The 17,414-nt window shown below is 49.1% G+C and carries 15 protein-coding genes and 2 tRNA genes; all 17 read left to right on the top strand.

Annotated elements, in window-relative coordinates:
• Positions 1-146: 146 nt before the first annotated feature.
• The gene (locus KNO69_RS14825) at positions 147-2,759 is read left to right on the top strand and encodes a YhgE/Pip domain-containing protein (protein WP_214818931.1); all 2,613 of its coding nucleotides are present in this window, start codon (positions 147-149) and stop codon (positions 2,757-2,759) included.
• Positions 2,760-2,901: 142 nt separating this feature from the next.
• Positions 2,902-2,978, top strand: a tRNA-Met gene (locus KNO69_RS14820).
• 9 nt (positions 2,979-2,987) lie between these two features.
• Positions 2,988-3,059: transfer RNA gene (locus KNO69_RS14815), tRNA-Glu, on the top strand.
• A 68-nt stretch (positions 3,060-3,127) separates the two neighbouring features.
• Positions 3,128-4,354 carry a tRNA lysidine(34) synthetase TilS gene (gene tilS, locus KNO69_RS14810; RefSeq protein ID WP_214818928.1) on the top strand — a complete coding sequence of 409 codons (1,227 nt, stop codon included), beginning with the start codon at positions 3,128-3,130 and terminating at the stop codon, positions 4,352-4,354.
• 41 nt (positions 4,355-4,395) lie between these two features.
• The gene (hpt, locus tag KNO69_RS14805; protein WP_214689640.1) at positions 4,396-4,935 is read left to right on the top strand and encodes a hypoxanthine phosphoribosyltransferase; all 540 of its coding nucleotides are present in this window, start codon (positions 4,396-4,398) and stop codon (positions 4,933-4,935) included.
• Positions 4,936-5,040: 105 nt separating this feature from the next.
• Positions 5,041-7,065, top strand: a complete 2,025-nt coding sequence (gene ftsH / locus KNO69_RS14800) for an ATP-dependent zinc metalloprotease FtsH (protein ID WP_214818927.1) — start codon at positions 5,041-5,043, stop codon at positions 7,063-7,065.
• Positions 7,066-7,158: 93 nt separating this feature from the next.
• On the top strand, positions 7,159-7,923 hold the full coding sequence (locus KNO69_RS14795) for a type III pantothenate kinase (RefSeq protein WP_074035307.1): 765 nt from the start codon (positions 7,159-7,161) through the stop codon (positions 7,921-7,923).
• Positions 7,924-7,942: 19 nt separating this feature from the next.
• Positions 7,943-8,872, top strand: a complete 930-nt coding sequence (hslO, locus tag KNO69_RS14790; RefSeq protein WP_285800580.1) for an Hsp33 family molecular chaperone HslO — start codon at positions 7,943-7,945, stop codon at positions 8,870-8,872.
• Positions 8,873-8,956: 84 nt separating this feature from the next.
• Positions 8,957-9,910: a cysteine synthase A gene (gene cysK, locus KNO69_RS14785; RefSeq protein WP_012727717.1), complete on the top strand. Its 954-nt coding sequence runs from the start codon at positions 8,957-8,959 to the stop codon at positions 9,908-9,910.
• 94 nt (positions 9,911-10,004) lie between these two features.
• Positions 10,005-11,384: an anthranilate synthase component I family protein gene (locus KNO69_RS14780; protein WP_353047439.1), complete on the top strand. Its 1,380-nt coding sequence runs from the start codon at positions 10,005-10,007 to the stop codon at positions 11,382-11,384.
• Complete coding sequence (gene pabA / locus KNO69_RS14775) at positions 11,381-11,965, top strand: aminodeoxychorismate/anthranilate synthase component II (protein WP_159563165.1); 585 nt, start codon at positions 11,381-11,383, stop codon at positions 11,963-11,965. The genes KNO69_RS14780 and pabA overlap by 4 nt, the downstream gene beginning before the upstream one ends.
• Positions 11,949-12,767, top strand: a complete 819-nt coding sequence (locus KNO69_RS14770) for an aminotransferase class IV (protein ID WP_159563164.1) — start codon at positions 11,949-11,951, stop codon at positions 12,765-12,767. Before pabA ends, KNO69_RS14770 begins: the two co-directional genes overlap by 17 nt.
• Positions 12,768-12,778: 11 nt before the next feature.
• Positions 12,779-13,564 (top strand): dihydropteroate synthase, encoded by a 786-nt coding sequence (gene folP, locus KNO69_RS14765; protein WP_214818926.1) that lies wholly within the window; start codon positions 12,779-12,781, stop codon positions 13,562-13,564.
• A complete protein-coding gene (gene folB / locus KNO69_RS14760) occupies positions 13,557-13,922 on the top strand; it encodes a dihydroneopterin aldolase (protein ID WP_074035333.1) in 366 nt (121 codons plus the stop codon). The genes folP and folB overlap by 8 nt, the downstream gene beginning before the upstream one ends.
• Positions 13,919-14,416 (top strand): 2-amino-4-hydroxy-6-hydroxymethyldihydropteridine diphosphokinase, encoded by a 498-nt coding sequence (folK, locus tag KNO69_RS14755; protein ID WP_214732095.1) that lies wholly within the window; start codon positions 13,919-13,921, stop codon positions 14,414-14,416. The genes folB and folK overlap by 4 nt, the downstream gene beginning before the upstream one ends.
• Positions 14,417-14,486: 70 nt before the next feature.
• Entirely contained in the window at positions 14,487-15,425 is a 939-nt protein-coding gene (dusB, locus tag KNO69_RS14750; protein WP_371815185.1) for a tRNA dihydrouridine synthase DusB, read from the top strand.
• Between the two features lie 148 nt (positions 15,426-15,573).
• Positions 15,574-17,064 (top strand): lysine--tRNA ligase, encoded by a 1,491-nt coding sequence (lysS, locus tag KNO69_RS14745; protein WP_012727709.1) that lies wholly within the window; start codon positions 15,574-15,576, stop codon positions 17,062-17,064.
• Positions 17,065-17,414: the final 350 nt, after the last annotated feature.

The raw sequence follows: 17,414 nt of genomic DNA, 5'->3' as shown, positions 1-17,414 counted from the left end.
AGCCATGAACATTTTCGTTCATGGCTTTTTTTCTGTTTAAAAAATTTATAAAAAATAGCTAAAAGAGTTGCTTTTTTTCGAGGAAGGGAGCAAAATAGGGAACATGAAAAAATAGTTATGTTTTATAAGTGAAGGTGGAGAGAAAAATGAATGGATGGAAACTGTGGACGGCGGAGTGGCGAAGTATCTTCAAGAACCCACGTGTGTTGGTTCCGATTCTTGCGGTCGCACTCGTACCGTTAATGTACGCCGGTATGTTCTTATGGGCTTTTTGGGATCCGTATGGACAGATGAAAGATTTGCCGGTCGCCATCGTCAATGAAGACAAAGGGGCAACGTTTGAAGGGGAGTCGCTTGCAATTGGAGATGACCTCATTGATAAGCTGCTGGATTCGGAGGCGTTCGACTTCGTCGAAACGACGAAGAAAGAAGCGGAATCTGGACTGAAAGACCATGACTACTACATGGCGATCGAGATTCCAGAAAACTTTTCAGAAAAAGCGACGACTGCTTTAGATGAACATCCGGAGCAACTCGAACTGAAGTATATCGCGAATGAATCGTATAACTTCTTAGCCGCACAAATCGGTGGTTCCGCGATGGAACAAGTCAAAGCGGAATTGTCGACCGAAGTCTCGAAACAGTATGTCAGTGCGTTGAAAGACGGATTGAATGATGTGGCAGACGGACTTGGTGAGGCCGCAGATGGTGCAGCGACACTTGCGGACGGCTCAACGTCAGCAAAAGACGGTGCCGTCAAGTTGGCGGACGGGACGAAGCTTCTCGCTTCGAAACAACGTGAGCTCGCGGATGGAGCAAGCCAATTAAACGATGGGATGACTCAGTTGGCCGATGGTTCATCAGAACTCGCGGATGGGACGAAGCTTCTTGCTTCGAAACAACGGGAACTGGCGAATGGAGCAAGTCAATTACGTGATGGTGTTTCGCAATTGGCCGATGGCTCATCTGCACTCGCAGATGGCAGTCAACAAGTATACGAGGGCTCAGCCTCACTTTCGGACGGGGTCCATCGTGTCAGCGAGGGCGCTTCTGCCTTACAAGGCGGGACGAGCCAACTCGTTGACGGAACAGGAGCGTTCGCATCTAAACTAGATGAGCTGCACACAGGTGCGAAGACGTTGAACCAAGGTGTTCAAGACCTTGCTGCCGGCATCGAGCGCTCGAAAGAGGGGGCATCTGCATTACAGGATGGTGCCACAAAACTCTCAGGAGCGTTGACTCAGGCTAAGGACGGAAACGCGGCACTTGTTGCGGGGCAAACAGACGTGGTCAATGGAATCGGACAAATGAAGTCTGAATTGACTGCGAAACAAGATGAGTTGATTGGACAATTGACAGCGCTCGCTGAGTCGGGTCAATCGGCATCACCTGAAATGCTTCAAGCCATTGCGGCACAACTGAGCGAAGGGAAGCAAGAGACGGCGGCCGGGTTTGATCAACTATCCGCTGGCGCGACAAAAGTGAAAGAAGGACAGGTCGCACTTGGCGCAGGTCTTGATCAGGCAGGTACAGGTGCAGACAAACTATCGACTGGACTTTCTGAATTGAGTACCGGTCAAACGAAATTGGCCGAAGGTGCGAACGCATTGGCAAGTGGTTCAAGTCAAATCGAGCAAGGTACGCAAACGGCGGCCGATCGTTCCCAAGAACTTGTGTCAGCGAGTGCGAAGCTCAATCAAGGCGCGACACAACTTCAAGATGGGACAACTGAGCTCGCCGCTGGAAGTGACAAGCTTGTAGACGCGACTGGACAGTTGTCTGAGGGTAGCGAAAAGCTTGCGGATGGAGCGAAGAGCGCAAGCACCGGTACGAATGAATTGGTGAATGGTGCGAATCAGTTAGCGGACGGTGGTCAAAAGCTGCAGTCAGGAAGCCGTGAACTGGCCGAAGGTGCGAAGGGTGCCGGAGCCGGAACGAGCAAGCTGACGGATGGCGCGAATCAGCTCGCGAATGGTGGACAAGAACTTTCAGACGGTAGCGGTGAACTCGCTGACGGCATGAAGGAGCTCGCATCAGGTAGCGATGAACTTCGTGACGCCTTAGTGAAAGGCGCGAAAGACGCAGACATCGGTCTAACGGATGACAACGTCGAGATGATGGCCGGTCCAGTGTCGCTCGTCGACAACTCGATTCACGAGGTGCCAAACTACGGTACTGGATTTGCTCCGTACTTTATGTCACTCGGACTTTTCGTTGGGGCACTCCTTCTCTCGATCGTTTATCCATTACACGATCCAGCAGGGCGCCCGAAACGTAGTCTATCTTGGGTATTGTCGAAATCTGGTGTCCTCATGGTCGTCGGATTCTTGCAAGCCTTGATTCTCGATGTGGCTATGGTGCAACTGCTCGGTCTTGAAGTGAGCGAACCGTTGAAATTCTTCGGTTTCAGCTGGTTGACGAGCATCACGTTCCTCTTTATCGTACAGTTGCTCGTGACAACACTCGGAAACCCTGGACGTTTCGTGGCGATCGTCTTGTTGATTTTACAATTGACGACGTCAGCCGGGACGTTCCCGCTTGAATTGATTCCAAGAGCATTGCAACCGTTCAATGCCTTGCTTCCAATGACGTATACGGTTGCCGGATATAAAGAAATTCTATCGGCAGATGGTGCGCAGTACTTGCAGACGGCGACAACCTATTTAGTGTTTGTGGCTGCCGGATGTTTTGCCTTACTATGGGCGTACTTCCGGATCGCATGGAAGAAAAAATATCGTCAAGTCGCATCAGAAGCATGATGTAAATACGATACAAAATCGTGTATAGTGGGGAAGACGACACTATACACGATTTTTTTCTTAAAAAAATATAAAAAAAGAATTGACACTCGAATGGTGACTGGTTATTATAGAAAATGTGCTTAGGACACAACAATAACATGGCGGTGTAGCTCAGCTGGCTAGAGCGTACGGTTCATACCCGTGAGGTCGTGGGTTCGACTCCCTCCGCCGCTACCATTTTATTTAGGCCCGTTGGTCAAGCGGTTAAGACACCGCCCTTTCACGGCGGTAACACGGGTTCGAATCCCGTACGGGTCACTTAACCTAAGCGTAAAGAAGCCATCTCAATCGAGATGGCTTCTTTTGTTATATCAAGGAGGGAATTCATGAAAAAGGTACTCGTCGCTGTGTCGGGTGGAGTCGATTCCATCGTCTTATTGGACCGTCTCGTCAAGCAAGGATGGGATGTGGCGGTGGCGCACGTCCATCACGGTTTACGAGAAGCGTCAGATGAAGAGTACACGTTCGTCGCACGCGTAGCGGCATCCTACCAAGTCGCGTTTCATGGGACGCGTCTCCATTTTCAAGAAGGAGCATCACAGGCTCATTACCGTAAGGCCCGCTACCGCTTTTTTGAAGACGTCATGAATGAACATGGATACGATACACTGGCCACGGCTCATCATGCGGATGATGTGTTGGAGACGGTGCTCATTCAACTTCACCGAAACGTAATCGAAGTGAAAGGAATTCCCGAGAGAAGAACGTTCGGGCGTGGGACGTTGATCCGTCCTTTATTAAGAGAAACAAAGGTGCAACTCATCGAGTATGCTCGGAAAAACGAACTTGCCTGGAGGGAAGATACCACCAATCAGGAAGTGACCTATTTACGGAACCGGATCCGTCACGAAATCATCCCGAGGCTGAAACAACTGTGGCCGACAGTCGTTGATGATGTATACGATACGGCGAAACAGGCATACGCTGAATGGGGCATGCGTTACCAGTCATGTGGGCGATGGATTGAAGAAAATGTGCAGCTTGAAATGAAAGCGTTTCATGTGAAACTTGATGAGTTTAATCGCTTATCCTCACTTGAGCGATATACGGTCGCTCGCTTGCTGTCCCGTCGCTATGGGGTAGAGGTCGGTGAGGGGGTCGAGAAGCTAAGGACAAGTCAAAAGGATACCGGGACCTACCACCTGTCGGGTGAGTGGTTCATGATGAAGCAGAATAGGGTACTTAATCTTGTACAACGTTCGGCAGAAGCGTCACTTTATCCTATTCAGATCGAGTCGTTACCAGCCGTCGTTCAATTTGGGCAGCGTACGGTTTCGTTGTCCATCGAAGAAGGACGAGAAGGTATTCCACTAAATGAAATCACTTATCCGCTGACGATTCGTTCGCTCGCACCGGGGGACCGGATGAAGTTGAACGTGGGGACAAAAAAAGTGTCCCGCATCCTCATCGACGAAAAGATTGAGCGAACCATTCGACCGACACTCCCGCTGCTTGAGGACGCCTCGGGGCGGATTCTCGCGATTGTCGGGGTAAGAGTTTCAGAATTTCTAGACAAGTCGGATGCGATTTGCCTACGATTAATGGTAAAATGATGATTGTGTCGAAACAGAAAGAGGAGGATTTCAAGATGTCATTGATGAACGATATGGAGAAAATTTTAATCTCACGTGAAGAGATTCAAGAAAAGGTGAAAGAACTCGCTGGAACATTGAGCGAAGACTATAAAGAAGAGTTCCCGCTTCTCGTATGTGTATTGAAAGGCGCGATGCCATTCATGTCGGACCTCGTCAAAGAAATGGATATCCATTTAGAGATGGATTTCATGGACGTGTCGACATATCATGGAGGAACTTCTTCGACAGGTGAAGTGAAAATCGAGAAGGATTTAAATACATCTGTAGAAGGACGCGACATCTTGATTGTAGAAGATATTATTGATAGTGGATTGACGCTTGGTTACCTTGTCGATCTTCTTAAATACCGTAAAGCGAAGTCTGTGAAGATTGTCACGCTTCTCGATAAGCCGACTGGCCGTAAAAATGGTTTATCAGCAGACTATAGTGGTTTCGTGATTCCACACGAATTCGTTGTCGGCTACGGTCTTGATTACGAAGAGAAATATCGTAACCTTCCTTATGTCGGTGTGCTCAAACCGAGCGTTTACGGGGGCTAACGTTTTTCTTTTGAAAATGTGACGTGGTAAGATAAAGGAAATCCCCAAAGTATAGGCATATACTGAATGGGCGAGAACATCGTTTCTCGGAATAGGAGGCAGAGAATGAATCGTGCAGTGAAAAACACATTGGTTTTTGGTGTGATTTTCCTAGCCTTGATCTTGTTCCTTCAATATTTGCAGAATCCGAATAGTCAGAGTGAAACGCTCTCGTATTCGAAATTCCTAGAGTATGTGGAAGATGATCGGATTGAGACGGCAACCGTACAAGAAATCCCGGGGGCTATCTCGATTACAGGCGATCTTACAGGAGATGAAGACCAACGTTATGAAACAAACATTCCAGCGAACGAAGCGGAATATGCGGATGTATTAACGCAGCTTCGAGCGAATACGGATATTCAAATCGAGGAGGCTGAATCCAACAGTAGCTGGTTCAGCATCGTCTTCGCGATTTTACCGTTCATTATCATCTTCATCTTGTTCTTCTTCTTGTTGAACCAAGCGCAAGGTGGTGGCGGTGGTGGTCGTGTGATGAACTTCGGGAAATCGAAGGCGAAACTATACGACCAAGAGAAACGTCGCGTCACATTCAAAGATGTGGCTGGGGCGGACGAAGAGAAGCAAGAACTCATCGAAGTCGTTGAATTCTTGAAAGATCCTCGTAAATTCTCGAAACTCGGCGCACGTATTCCAAAAGGGGTCTTACTCGTAGGTCCTCCAGGGACAGGTAAAACACTCTTGGCTCGTGCAGTAGCCGGTGAAGCCGGTGTTCCGTTCTTCTCGATCTCAGGTTCGGACTTCGTTGAGATGTTTGTCGGGGTCGGGGCGTCACGTGTTCGTGACTTGTTCGAAAACGCGAAAAAGAATGCGCCATGTATCATCTTCATCGATGAAATTGATGCCGTCGGTCGCCAGCGTGGTGCCGGTCTCGGTGGTGGACACGATGAGCGTGAACAAACATTGAACCAACTTCTTGTTGAGATGGATGGATTCAGTGATAACGAAGGGATCATCATGGTAGCGGCGACAAACCGTCCAGATATCCTTGACCCAGCCCTCCTTCGTCCAGGTCGTTTTGACCGTCAAATCACGGTCGATCGTCCGGATGTCAAAGGACGCGAAGAAGTATTGAAAGTCCATGCGCGCAACAAGCCACTCGATTCGACGGTGGACTTGAAGTCGATTGCACAACGTACGCCTGGTTTCTCTGGGGCAGACTTAGAGAACCTCTTGAACGAAGCGGCACTCGTTGCGGCACGTTCGAACCGTACAGCTGTTTCAGTTGTCGATGTGGAAGAGGCGATTGACCGTGTCATCGCAGGTCCTTCGAAGAAGAGTCGCATCATCTCTGAAAAAGAGCGCAACATTGTTGCATATCACGAAGCGGGTCACACAATCATCGGTCTCGAGCTTGAGAATGCGGATGAAGTACACAAAGTGACAATCGTTCCACGCGGAAACGCGGGCGGATATGTCGTCATGCTTCCGAAAGAAGATCGTTACTTCATGACAAAACCTGAACTCGAAGACAAGATTGTTGGTCTTCTTGGTGGTCGCGTCGCCGAAGATGTCATCTTTGGAGAAGTGTCGACCGGAGCGAGCAATGACTTCCAGCGCGCTACTGGTATCGCACGTAAGATGGTCATGGATTACGGGATGAGCGATAAACTCGGACCGCTCCAGCTCGGTTCAAACCATGGCGGACAAGTCTTCCTTGGTCGCGATTTCCAGACAGAACAGAACTACTCGGATGCGATTGCGCAAGAAATCGATTTGGAGATTCGAGATATCATCAATCGCTGTTACGCGAAAGCGAAGCAGATTTTGACAGATCGTCGCGAAGATCTCGAACTCGTTGCAAAGACGCTGCTTGATGTCGAGACGCTCGACTCGAAACAGATTCGTCATTTGATCAAGACACGCGAGTATCTTCCGCATGAGCCGGAAGAGGACGTGGATGGATCGACGGATGCGAATGACGCAGCGAAGAAAGATGATGCAGCCGTTCAACACGGTCAAGTCGTCGATCAACCTGAAGTTGTCCAAGACAGCCAGCCGGATGTCGTACCTGAAGGCGATAAGCCAGAAGCGACACCGACAGAACGTCCGAATAACGAATCACGTTAATGAAAAAGACGAATGCCCTTGACGAGGCATTCGTCTTTTTTCGTGTTATAATTCGAGCGAACTGCAATTGACAACAAAGTGAGGAACTATATCATGATTTTAGTGATTGATGTTGGAAATACAAATATTGTTCTCGGGATGTACGATGGAGATCATCTCGTACACCATTGGCGCATCTCAACGGATCGTACAAAAACGACCGACGAGTACGGCATGCTGGTGAAATCGCTATTCGATCATTCGAACGTCTCGTTCGACCAGGTCGAGGGAGTGATCTTATCTTCTGTCGTACCTCCTGTTATTTTCCCACTTGAACAAATGTCGCAACGATACTTCAATGTACGTCCAATCGTTGTGGGACCAGGTGTGAAGACAGGGTTGGACATTCACGTCGAGAATCCTCGCGAAGTCGGGGCCGACCGAATCGTTAACGCGGTGGCTGGAATCGCCAAGTATGACGGTCCGCTCATAATTGTTGATTTTGGAACGGCAACCACGTATTGTTACATCGATGAGAAACGTCGTTACCATGGCGGAATCATCTCACCAGGTATCATGATCTCAGTGGAGGCACTCTATCAGCGTGCCGCGAAACTACCTCGGATTGAATTGGCGACCCCGCCGACAGTCATCGGGAAGAACACGATTCAAGCGATGCAATCGGGGACATATTATGGATATGTGGCCCAAGTGGACGGTATCGTGAACCGGATGAAGCGTGAAGTCGGTGAAGCGACTGTCATTGCAACGGGAGGGCTGGCGCGATTGATCAGTGAACATGCAGAGACAATCGACCATGTGGATTCGTTCCTGACACTCGAAGGCCTCCGTCTCATTTACGAGCGCAATCAAAAGTAAACTAAAGGAGTTAAATCATATGATTCATACAGAACAACAAGCATTACTCGACCAGATGAAGGATGACTATCTCGTTCGTGCCCTCGGTTTTAACGGAGAGGTTCGTGCCTTTGCCGCACGCACGACAAAAACGGTATATGAGACGCAACTTCGTCATCAAACGACACCGGTTGCTTCAGCTGCCCTCGGACGGACGATGACAATCGGCTCGATGATTGGAGCGATGCAAAAAGGTGCAGCGCGTGTCACGCTTAAAGTAGAAGGTGATGGTCCAATCGGGAAAATCATCGTGGACGCGGATACAGCGGGAGATGTTCGTGGATATGTGTCATACCCGCGTGTCGATGGCGGTACATTCGTCAACGAACAAGGGTTGACGAAATTGAAAGTCGGCGAAGCCGTCGGAAAAGGAACCATCTCTGTCATTAAAGACTTAGGATTGAAAGACTATGTCGGCGGTTCTTCAGAGATTCAAACGGGCGAAATTAGTGAAGACTTCACGTACTACTTCGCCACATCTGAGCAAGTGCCGTCAGTCGTCGGAGCGGGTGTCCTCGTCTTACCGGAAGATGAATCGATTCTTGCTGCAGGTGGAATCATCGTCCAGTTGCTCCCGAACGCTTCTGAAGAGACGGTACAAGCACTCGAAAAAGCACTTCAGACGTTCCCGCCCGTATCGGTTTTGATTGGTGAAGAAAAAACGCCAGAAGAAATGCTTCAATTACTCCTTGGCGATAGCCTCGATGTCCTCGACACGAACCCGATTCAGTTCAACTGCACATGCAGCCGTGAACGAATGGAAAGCGCCATTATCGGTCTTGGAAAAGACGAGATTCGTCAGATGATTGAAGAAGATGGCGGAGCTGAAGCCGTATGCCATTTCTGTGGCGAAAAGTATCATTTCTCAGCGGAACAGTTAGAGACGATGAAAGTACAGGCACAGGCGTAAGCAACGTTCCAAATTGCATATTTTCAATTCGATAGGGTATGATAACAATATCGGAATAGTCGGAATTATGAAGGAGGAAATGCAATGCGTATCGTAAACTCAGTAACAGACTTGATTGGAAAGACTCCGATTGTGAAATTGAACGGAATGACTGGACCAGAGGATGCCAACGTGTATCTGAAGCTCGAATATATGAACCCGGGATCAAGCGTCAAAGACCGGATCGCCCTCGCCATGATCGAAGCGGCTGAAAAAGACGGCATCTTGAAGCCAGGTGATACAATCATCGAGCCAACTAGCGGAAACACGGGCATCGGTCTCGCGATGGTCAGTGCCGCAAAAGGATATAAAGCCATTCTCGTCATGCCTGAAACGATGAGCATGGAACGCCGAAACCTCCTTCGTGGATACGGGGCCGAATTGATTTTGACACCAGGACCTGAAGGGATGGGTGGAGCGATTCGTCGCGCTACTGAAGAAGCAGAGAAACATGGCTACTTCCTCCCGCAACAATTCAATAACGCAGCTAACCCGAACGTCCATGAAATGACGACGGGACCTGAGATTGTAGAGGCGTTTGAAGAATCAGGACTTTCAGTCGACGCTTTGATTGCCGGAGTCGGGACGGGCGGTACCATCACCGGCGCAGGTAAAGTCGTGAAGGCGAAGTACCCGGACGTAAAAATTCTCGCCGTTGAACCGGTCGATTCACCTGTCTTATCAGGCGGGAAACCGGGACCTCATAAGATTCAAGGGATTGGGGCTGGATTCGTTCCATCCATCCTCGACACGGAGATTTATGAAGGGGTTCTTCAAATCACGACAGAGCAAGCGTTCGAATACGCTCGTCAGGCGGCACGTACGAACGGTGTCCTCGGTGGTATCTCTTCAGGAGCTGCGATTGCGGCAGCACTTGATACAGCGAAACGCCTTGGTAAAGGGAAAAATGTATTGGCGATTATCCCATCAAACGGTGAACGTTACTTGAGCACGCCGCTCTATCAGTTTGATGAAGAGTCGAACGAGAGTCGCGTATAACATTTCAGGCAGCAATCGAGAGACATTCTCTTTCGATTGCTGCCTTTTCTTGTGTACAATAAAAGGCATGAATGAATAGACGGAGGAATGACATGTGAGATCGACTGCGTTCAGAACAAAGCGGATGACGAAAGAGAAGGTGTATGAGGCATACATGACGTTGACGGCGGATCAACCGTATCATGCATGGTTAGAGAGTGGGAGAGCGGGACGGTATACGATTGCGGGAATCGAGCCGTTCGGTCGCTTTCATGTAAAAGACGGTGTCGGACTCTTGCAAGTGGGTGATACGACAGAAACACTATACGGAAAGCCGCTTGAGCTCGTCAGTGAGGTACGCAAGCGATTTGAGGCCGAGCGTCCGGAAGGGGCTCCTCCTTTCTTTGGTGGCATGATCGGGTATGTCAGTTATGATGTGGCCCGGACGATTGAACGTCTCCCTCAGCAAGCGGAGGATGATTTGTCGACACCAGACGTCTCGTTTCTTCTGTTTGATGAGGTGGCGGTGTTCGATGAAGTGGATTCGACCCTGTACTTGATGGTGACGGCGGAGGACGGTGCAGAACGTAAGGCGGACCGATTGGCGGCTATGTGGAACGTCGAGTCGCATTACGCGTTCAAGCCGACAGGGCAGTCACCGATAGAACGATCGCGCTCCATGTCTCAGGAAGAGTTTGTTGAAGCGGTCAAACGGATTCAGTCCTATATCGTAGAAGGGGACGTGTTCCAAGTGAACTTGAGCGTTCGGCAGTCTGAACCACTTCTCGCTGACCCGCGTCGTGTATATGATACGTTGCGACAAATGAATCCATCTCCTTATATGGGATATTTCGTGGACGACGCTTTGACGATGGTCTCCGCTTCACCAGAGTTGTTGCTTGAAAAACATGGAACCGACATTTCGACACGCCCGATCGCGGGTACGCGTCCACGTGGGAAAGATGATGTGGAAGACCTAGAGTTGGCGAACACGTTGCTTGAAAACGAGAAAGAGCGAGCAGAACACGTCATGCTCGTCGACCTCGAACGGAACGACCTTGGCAAGGTGGCGGCATATGGTAGCGTTCATGTTGATGAATTGATGGTGATTGAGAAATATTCACACGTACAACATATCGTCTCGAACGTACGGGGTACGATTCGGGATGAAGTATCAGGAGCCGAAGCGCTGGCAGCGATGTTCCCAGGTGGCACCATCACCGGCGCCCCGAAAATTCGGACGATGGAAATCATCGAAGAACTCGAACCAGTTCGCCGGGGACTCTACACCGGTTCATATGGATGGTTAAGTTGGAATGACGACCTTGTCTTCAATATCACGATTCGAACGATGGTCGTGAAAGACGGAATCGCATACGTTCAAGCGGGAGCAGGTATCGTGATCGATTCGGATCCGGTCTCGGAATATGAAGAATCCCTGTCCAAAGCGAAGGCGCTATGGGCGGCGAAACACATGACGGAGGAAACGACATGATTGTATTAATCGACAACTATGACTCATTTACGTATAACTTGGTACAATATTTCGGTGAACTCGGTCAAGAACTGGTCGTGTATCGAAACGATGAAGTCACGATTCAAGAGATCGAGGCGCTTGCCCCGAGTTATCTTGTCATTTCGCCGGGACCTTGCACTCCGAATGAGGCGGGAATTAGCGTCGAGGCAATCCAAGCGTTTGCAGGTCGTATCCCGATTTTAGGGGTTTGCCTCGGACATCAGGCGATTGCGCAAGCGTTCGGCGGAGAAGTCGTCCATGCGGAGCGGCTCATGCATGGAAAAACGTCGAAGATTCAACATGACGGAAAATCGATTTTCAAGAAGATTCCGCAACAGTCGGTCGTGACCCGTTATCATTCGTTGGCCGTGGAGCGTTCGTCTCTACCAGAATGTCTAGTGGTCACTGCAGAGACGGAGACTGGAGAAATCATGGCACTCCGTCACCGAACGCTTCCGATCGAAGGGGTGCAATATCACCCTGAAGCGATTTTGACTGAGCACGGGAAGGAAATGATTCGAAACTTTATCGAGGAGTATCGTCATGTGGTATTGGCATAACGGAGAGTTAGTCGAACGAGAGAAGGTGTTGATTCCGGTTGAAGATCACGGCTTCTTGTATGGAATGGGCTTGTTTGAGACGTTCCGTACATATGAATTCGTTCCTTTCCTGTTCGATGCCCACTGGGAGCGCTTGATGAAGAGTCTCGATGAGCTGTGGATCGATTTTCCATACACGAAGGAAGAAATCGGGACGGCGATTCAGCAACTGTGCCGTCAAAACGATGCACCCGACCTTTATATCCGCTTGAACGTGTCGGCAGGAGTTGCGCCCCTCGGTCTCTACGCGGGTCGTTATGAGACACCGAACGTCACCATGATCGTCAAACCGCTATCCTCAGAAGTTGTACCACAGGAGAAACGGGTCGAACCGATCCCGTTTCCGAGAAGTCGTCCTGAAGCGGCTTTTCGATTAAAGTCACATCATTATATGAACAATATCCTTGGAAAACGGACCTTACAAGACCAAGGCGCTGAAGGACTATTTGCGGACGAACATGGACATGTGGTGGAAGGGCTCGTGTCGAACATCTTTTGGGTCGGTCCAGATGATATGTTATACACGACTCCGCTATCGAGCGGAGCACTCGCAGGTGTGACACGACAATGGGTGATGAAACATTTCTCTGTAATCGAACAACCCGTGACATTTGAAGAATTGACTGCAGCGAAAGAGATTTGGATGACGAATTCAATCCAACAAGTCGCTCCGGTGACGCATTATGGAAATCTGAGATACCCCGGTAAAGACGGGGTACGATTTAACGAAGTGTGGGCGAAACTCGTTCGCTCAATTGGTTAGGAGGCGGAAGCATGACGAAGGTCATGGGTATTTTAAATGTGACCCCGGACTCGTTTTCGGATGGGGGACGGTATACGGCAATCGAGGAGGCTGTACGACATGCGAAACAACTCGTACAAGAAGGTGCCGATGCGATTGATATCGGTGGAGAATCGACAAGGCCGGGCGCAGTACTTGTTTCCGAGGAAGAAGAAATTGAACGTGTCGTCCCAATCATCCGTCGACTGACAAACGAAATCGATGTTCCGATTTCGATTGATACGTATAAGCCGATGGTGGCGAGAGCCGCGATCGAGGCGGGTGCGACGATTATCAATGACGTATGGGGTTCGAAATGGGGAGACCGCTCGATGGCACGTGTCGCTTTCGAATGTGGGGTTCCCATCATTCTCATGCACAACCGAACAGATCGGGACTATCGTCATTTCATTGAAGATGTGGTCAGCGATCTACAGGAATCAATCGAGATTGCGCATGCAGCGGGCGTAAAGGATGAGCACATTTGGCTAGATCCGGGCATCGGATTTGCGAAAGACGTGACGCAAAACCTCGAACTCATGAATCATCTTGACGTGATCACACGTCTTGGGTATCCGGTTCTGCTCGGCACGTCGCGTAAGTCGTTTATCGGTCATACGCTCGATTTACCAACAGAGGAGCGTCTCGAAGGAACGATAGCGACAACGTGTCTTGGAATCATGAAAGGGTGCGATTGGGTGCGTGTGCACGACGTCAAAGCGAACGCCCGTGCGGCGAAGATGATGGATGCGATGATTGGAGGGTATAGACATGGATAAAGTATTTGTGAACGGGATGCGTTTTTACGGTTATCATGGGGTGTTTGAAGAAGAAAACCGTCTCGGTCAACGGTTTCACGTGGATTTAATGTGTGAACTGGACCTCGCCCCTGCGGGACGTTCGGATGACTTAAACAATGGGGTCAGCTATGCCGGCTTGTATCAGTTGACGGAAGATATTGTGACGGGAGAACCGGTCAATTTGTTAGAAACACTCGGAGAACGCATCACGACAGCTGTGTTGGCGCATAGTGAGTTGATTCAACGTGTGACGGTTAAAGTAATTAAACCGGACCCACCCATCCCGGGACACTATGATTCAGTAGCAATCGAGATGACAAGGGGACGGACGTCATGATTTATATTGCATTAGGCGCCAATATCGGAGATCGGGCTAGACAGTTGTCTGCGGCAATCGATGAGATGGAGCGAACAGGTCTCCACGTCACGAAACAGTCGTCGGTCTATGAGACGGCTCCTGTCGGATATACAGAGCAACCTTCGTTTTTTAATATGGTGGTTGAAGTCGAGAGTCGCCAATCCTCGGACGAATTGCTCAACACGCTTCAACAGATCGAACAACGATTAGGGCGGGAACGTCTATTTAAGAACGGACCGCGTACCATCGACCTTGACATCCTCTTTTATAATGGGGAAGATATACAATCAGAACACTTAACGGTTCCGCATCCACGCATGCAGGAACGTGCATTTGTTCTTGCCCCGTTAGCGGAGATCGTGCCAGAACTCGTCGTTCGAGGACGGACGGTCGCCTCCTGGCTCGAAGGGTTACCAATGACGGACCGCCAAGATGTCGTCCGGTTACAGTTGCTTACGAATTTGGTGAAATGAAGGATGTGTTGTCTTGACAGGCTTTAAGATTGGAAACATAGAGATTAAAAACCGTGCAGTCCTCGCGCCGATGGCCGGCGTGACCAATCCCGCTTTCCGTTTGATTGCAAAAGAGTTCGGAGCGGGACTCGTCTGTGCCGAAATGGTCAGTGATAAAGGCATCTTGCTCGAGAATGCACGGACGATGCGCATGCTATACGTCGATGAACGAGAGAAACCGCTCAGTTTACAAATTTTCGGTGGTTCGAAAGATACACTCGTCAGAGCGGCGCAGTACGTCGATCAAAACACCAATGCGGATATTATTGATATCAACATGGGTTGTCCCGTACCGAAAGTGACGAAGTGTGACGCAGGGGCGAAGTGGTTACTCGACCCGGATAAAGTGTACGAGATGGTGAATGCCGTCACGAATGTCGTCGAAAAACCGGTTACGGTGAAGATGCGACTCGGTTGGGATGACGAGCATATCTTTATTTTGGATAATGTGAAGGCGGCTCAGACGGGTGGGGCGGCAGCGATTGCCATTCATGGACGTACTCGTGCCCAACAATATGAAGGAACCGCGAATTGGGATTGGATTGGCGAGGCAAAGAAAGTAGCGACCGTCCCGATTATCGGGAACGGGGATATCGCGACCCCGCAGGATGCGAAACGTGTGATCGAACAGTATGGTGTGGATGCCGTCATGATTGGACGTGCGGCACTCGGGAATCCGTGGATGCTCTATCAAACGGTCCAGTACCTTGAAACAGGGGAGCTCCCGCCGGAACCAGAGGCGCGTGAGAAAATCGACATCTGCATGCTTCATCTCGACCGGTTGAGTGCAATCAAAGGTGAATTAACAGCCGTACGCGAAATGCGTCAACACGCGGCCTGGTATTTGAAAGGATTAAAAGGTAGTGGTCCGATTCGTAAGCAAATCAACGAAACGGAATCGCGCGAAGCGTTCGCGGCGGTCCTTTATGGATTTGTGGACCAACTCGAACGACAACTGTCAGAAGTGTGAACTAGTGAAAAGAACTAATTTATGGTAAGCTTGTTTGGCGAAAAAGTGCACCACAACGAATGAACGGCTTCGGCTGTGCTGTTGGCCATCGGGTCGACAGTTTTTTGTTAGAGAGAAACCCAATATGGATAGAGGAGTGAATGGAATAGTGAGCCACGAGTTAGAAATGAATGATCAAATGCAGGTTCGTTTTGAGAAGATGACCGATATGCGTGAGCGCGGTCTCGACCCGTTCGGTCACCGCTTTGATCGTTCTGCACACGCAGGTGAATTACATGAGCAGTATGAATCAATTGAAAAAGAGGCGTTGGCTGAACAAGATGTAGAAGTCACATTGGCTGGACGCATCATGACGAAACGTGGAAAAGGAAAGGTTTTCTTTGCCCATATTCAAGATGTGACAGGTCAAATTCAAATTTACGTTCGTAAAAATGATGTCGGGGATGAGCCGTTTGACTTATTCAAGTCTTCAGACCTCGGTGACATCGTCGGTGTGAAAGGGAAGCTCTTTAAAACGAACGTAGGTGAGCTTTCGATTCACGTGGAAGAGTTTGAATTATTGACGAAGGCGCTTCGGCCGCTTCCGGACAAATATCATGGATTAAAAGATGTGGAACAGCGCTATCGCCAACGCTATCTTGATTTGATTACAAACCAGGACTCGCGTCAAACATTCATTTTGCGTAGCCGCATCATTTCTGAGATTCGCAACTTCTTAAACCAAAAAGGATATTTAGAAGTGGAAACACCGATGTTACACACGATTGCGGGTGGAGCAGCGGCACGTCCGTTCTTAACGCATCATAATGCGTTAGATATGGAACTCTACATGCGTATTGCCATCGAACTTCACTTGAAACGCTTGATCGTTGGTGGACTCGAGCGCGTGTACGAAATCGGGCGTGTATTCCGTAACGAAGGGATCTCTACACGTCACAACCCTGAATTCACGATGATCGAATTGTATGAAGCCTATGCAGATTACAACGACATCATGGATTTGACGGAAGAATTGGTTGCGCACGTAGCGAAAGAAGTGCTCGGTACAACAGATGTGCAGTATGGTGAAGATACGATCCATCTTGGGATCGGTTGGAAACGTGCACATATGGTCGACCTTGTTAAAGAAGAGACAGGTGTAGACTTCTGGCAACAAATGTCCGATGAAGAAGCACGTGCCCTCGCAAAAGAACACGGTGTAGAAGTACAAGATCATATGACGTTTGGTCATATCGTGAATGAATTCTTCGAGCAGAAAGTAGAAGAAACATTGCTTCAACCGACATTTGTCACAGGACATCCGGTTGAAGTATCACCATTGGCGAAGAAGAATGAAACAGATCCACGCTTCACGGATCGTTTCGAGTTGTTCATTGTTCGTCGTGAACATGCGAATGCCTTTACGGAGTTGAATGACCCAATCGATCAACGTGAACGCTTTGAAGCACAGTTGCTTGAAAAAGAAGCAGGTAACGATGAGGCACACGAACTCGACAACGATTTCCTTGAGGCACTTGAATATGGTATGCCGCCAACGGGTGGACTTGGAATCGGGATTGACCGCCTCGTCATGTTATTGACGAACGCGCCTTCAATCCGTGACGTTCTTCTTTTCCCAACGATGCGTCATCAACAATAATCAATTTAGTGGCCGGATCATCCGTGAGTATGATCCGGCTTCTTTTTTTGTCAGCCTCGAAACGCATAGGTAAGCCGTTGAACAGAAGGAATGCTATAGATAAAAAACTTTTTTAAAAAAACTTTAGAAAAACCCCTTGCGTTAATGAGAGGTGTACGGTAAAGTAATAAACGTTGCCGCTGATGGCAGCGGAAAAGAAATAAAAGAGTGGTTGACAACTGTGTCGATGACTTGTATTATTTTAAGAGTCGCCAAGAGCGACAGACGAACTTTGAAAACTGAACGATGAGGCAAAAATAAGTTTTACCATTTTTGAATGAAGCGCAAGCTTCGTCAATTTAAGAGCTATA

The organism is Exiguobacterium sp. s131, from assembly GCF_018617345.1.
Lineage (GTDB): Bacteria > Bacillota > Bacilli > Exiguobacteriales > Exiguobacteriaceae > Exiguobacterium > Exiguobacterium profundum.
Note: the sequence above shows the minus strand (reverse complement) of the source record. Positions and strands in the feature narration are given on the sequence as shown.

Coding starts and splice junctions, on each gene's coding strand:
- pabA (WP_159563165.1), top strand. CDS start 11,381: ATGATTGTATTAATCGACAACTATGACTCATTTACGTATAACTTGGTA.
- dusB (WP_371815185.1), top strand. CDS start 14,487: ATGGCCGGCGTGACCAATCCCGCTTTCCGTTTGATTGCAAAAGAGTTC.
- ftsH (WP_214818927.1), top strand. CDS start 5,041: ATGAATCGTGCAGTGAAAAACACATTGGTTTTTGGTGTGATTTTCCTA.
- KNO69_RS14825 (WP_214818931.1), top strand. CDS start 147: ATGAATGGATGGAAACTGTGGACGGCGGAGTGGCGAAGTATCTTCAAG.
- cysK (WP_012727717.1), top strand. CDS start 8,957: ATGCGTATCGTAAACTCAGTAACAGACTTGATTGGAAAGACTCCGATT.
- KNO69_RS14770 (WP_159563164.1), top strand. CDS start 11,949: ATGTGGTATTGGCATAACGGAGAGTTAGTCGAACGAGAGAAGGTGTTG.
- hslO (WP_285800580.1), top strand. CDS start 7,943: ATGATTCATACAGAACAACAAGCATTACTCGACCAGATGAAGGATGAC.
- KNO69_RS14795 (WP_074035307.1), top strand. CDS start 7,159: ATGATTTTAGTGATTGATGTTGGAAATACAAATATTGTTCTCGGGATG.
- tilS (WP_214818928.1), top strand. CDS start 3,128: ATGAAAAAGGTACTCGTCGCTGTGTCGGGTGGAGTCGATTCCATCGTC.
- folK (WP_214732095.1), top strand. CDS start 13,919: ATGATTTATATTGCATTAGGCGCCAATATCGGAGATCGGGCTAGACAG.
- folB (WP_074035333.1), top strand. CDS start 13,557: ATGGATAAAGTATTTGTGAACGGGATGCGTTTTTACGGTTATCATGGG.
- folP (WP_214818926.1), top strand. CDS start 12,779: ATGACGAAGGTCATGGGTATTTTAAATGTGACCCCGGACTCGTTTTCG.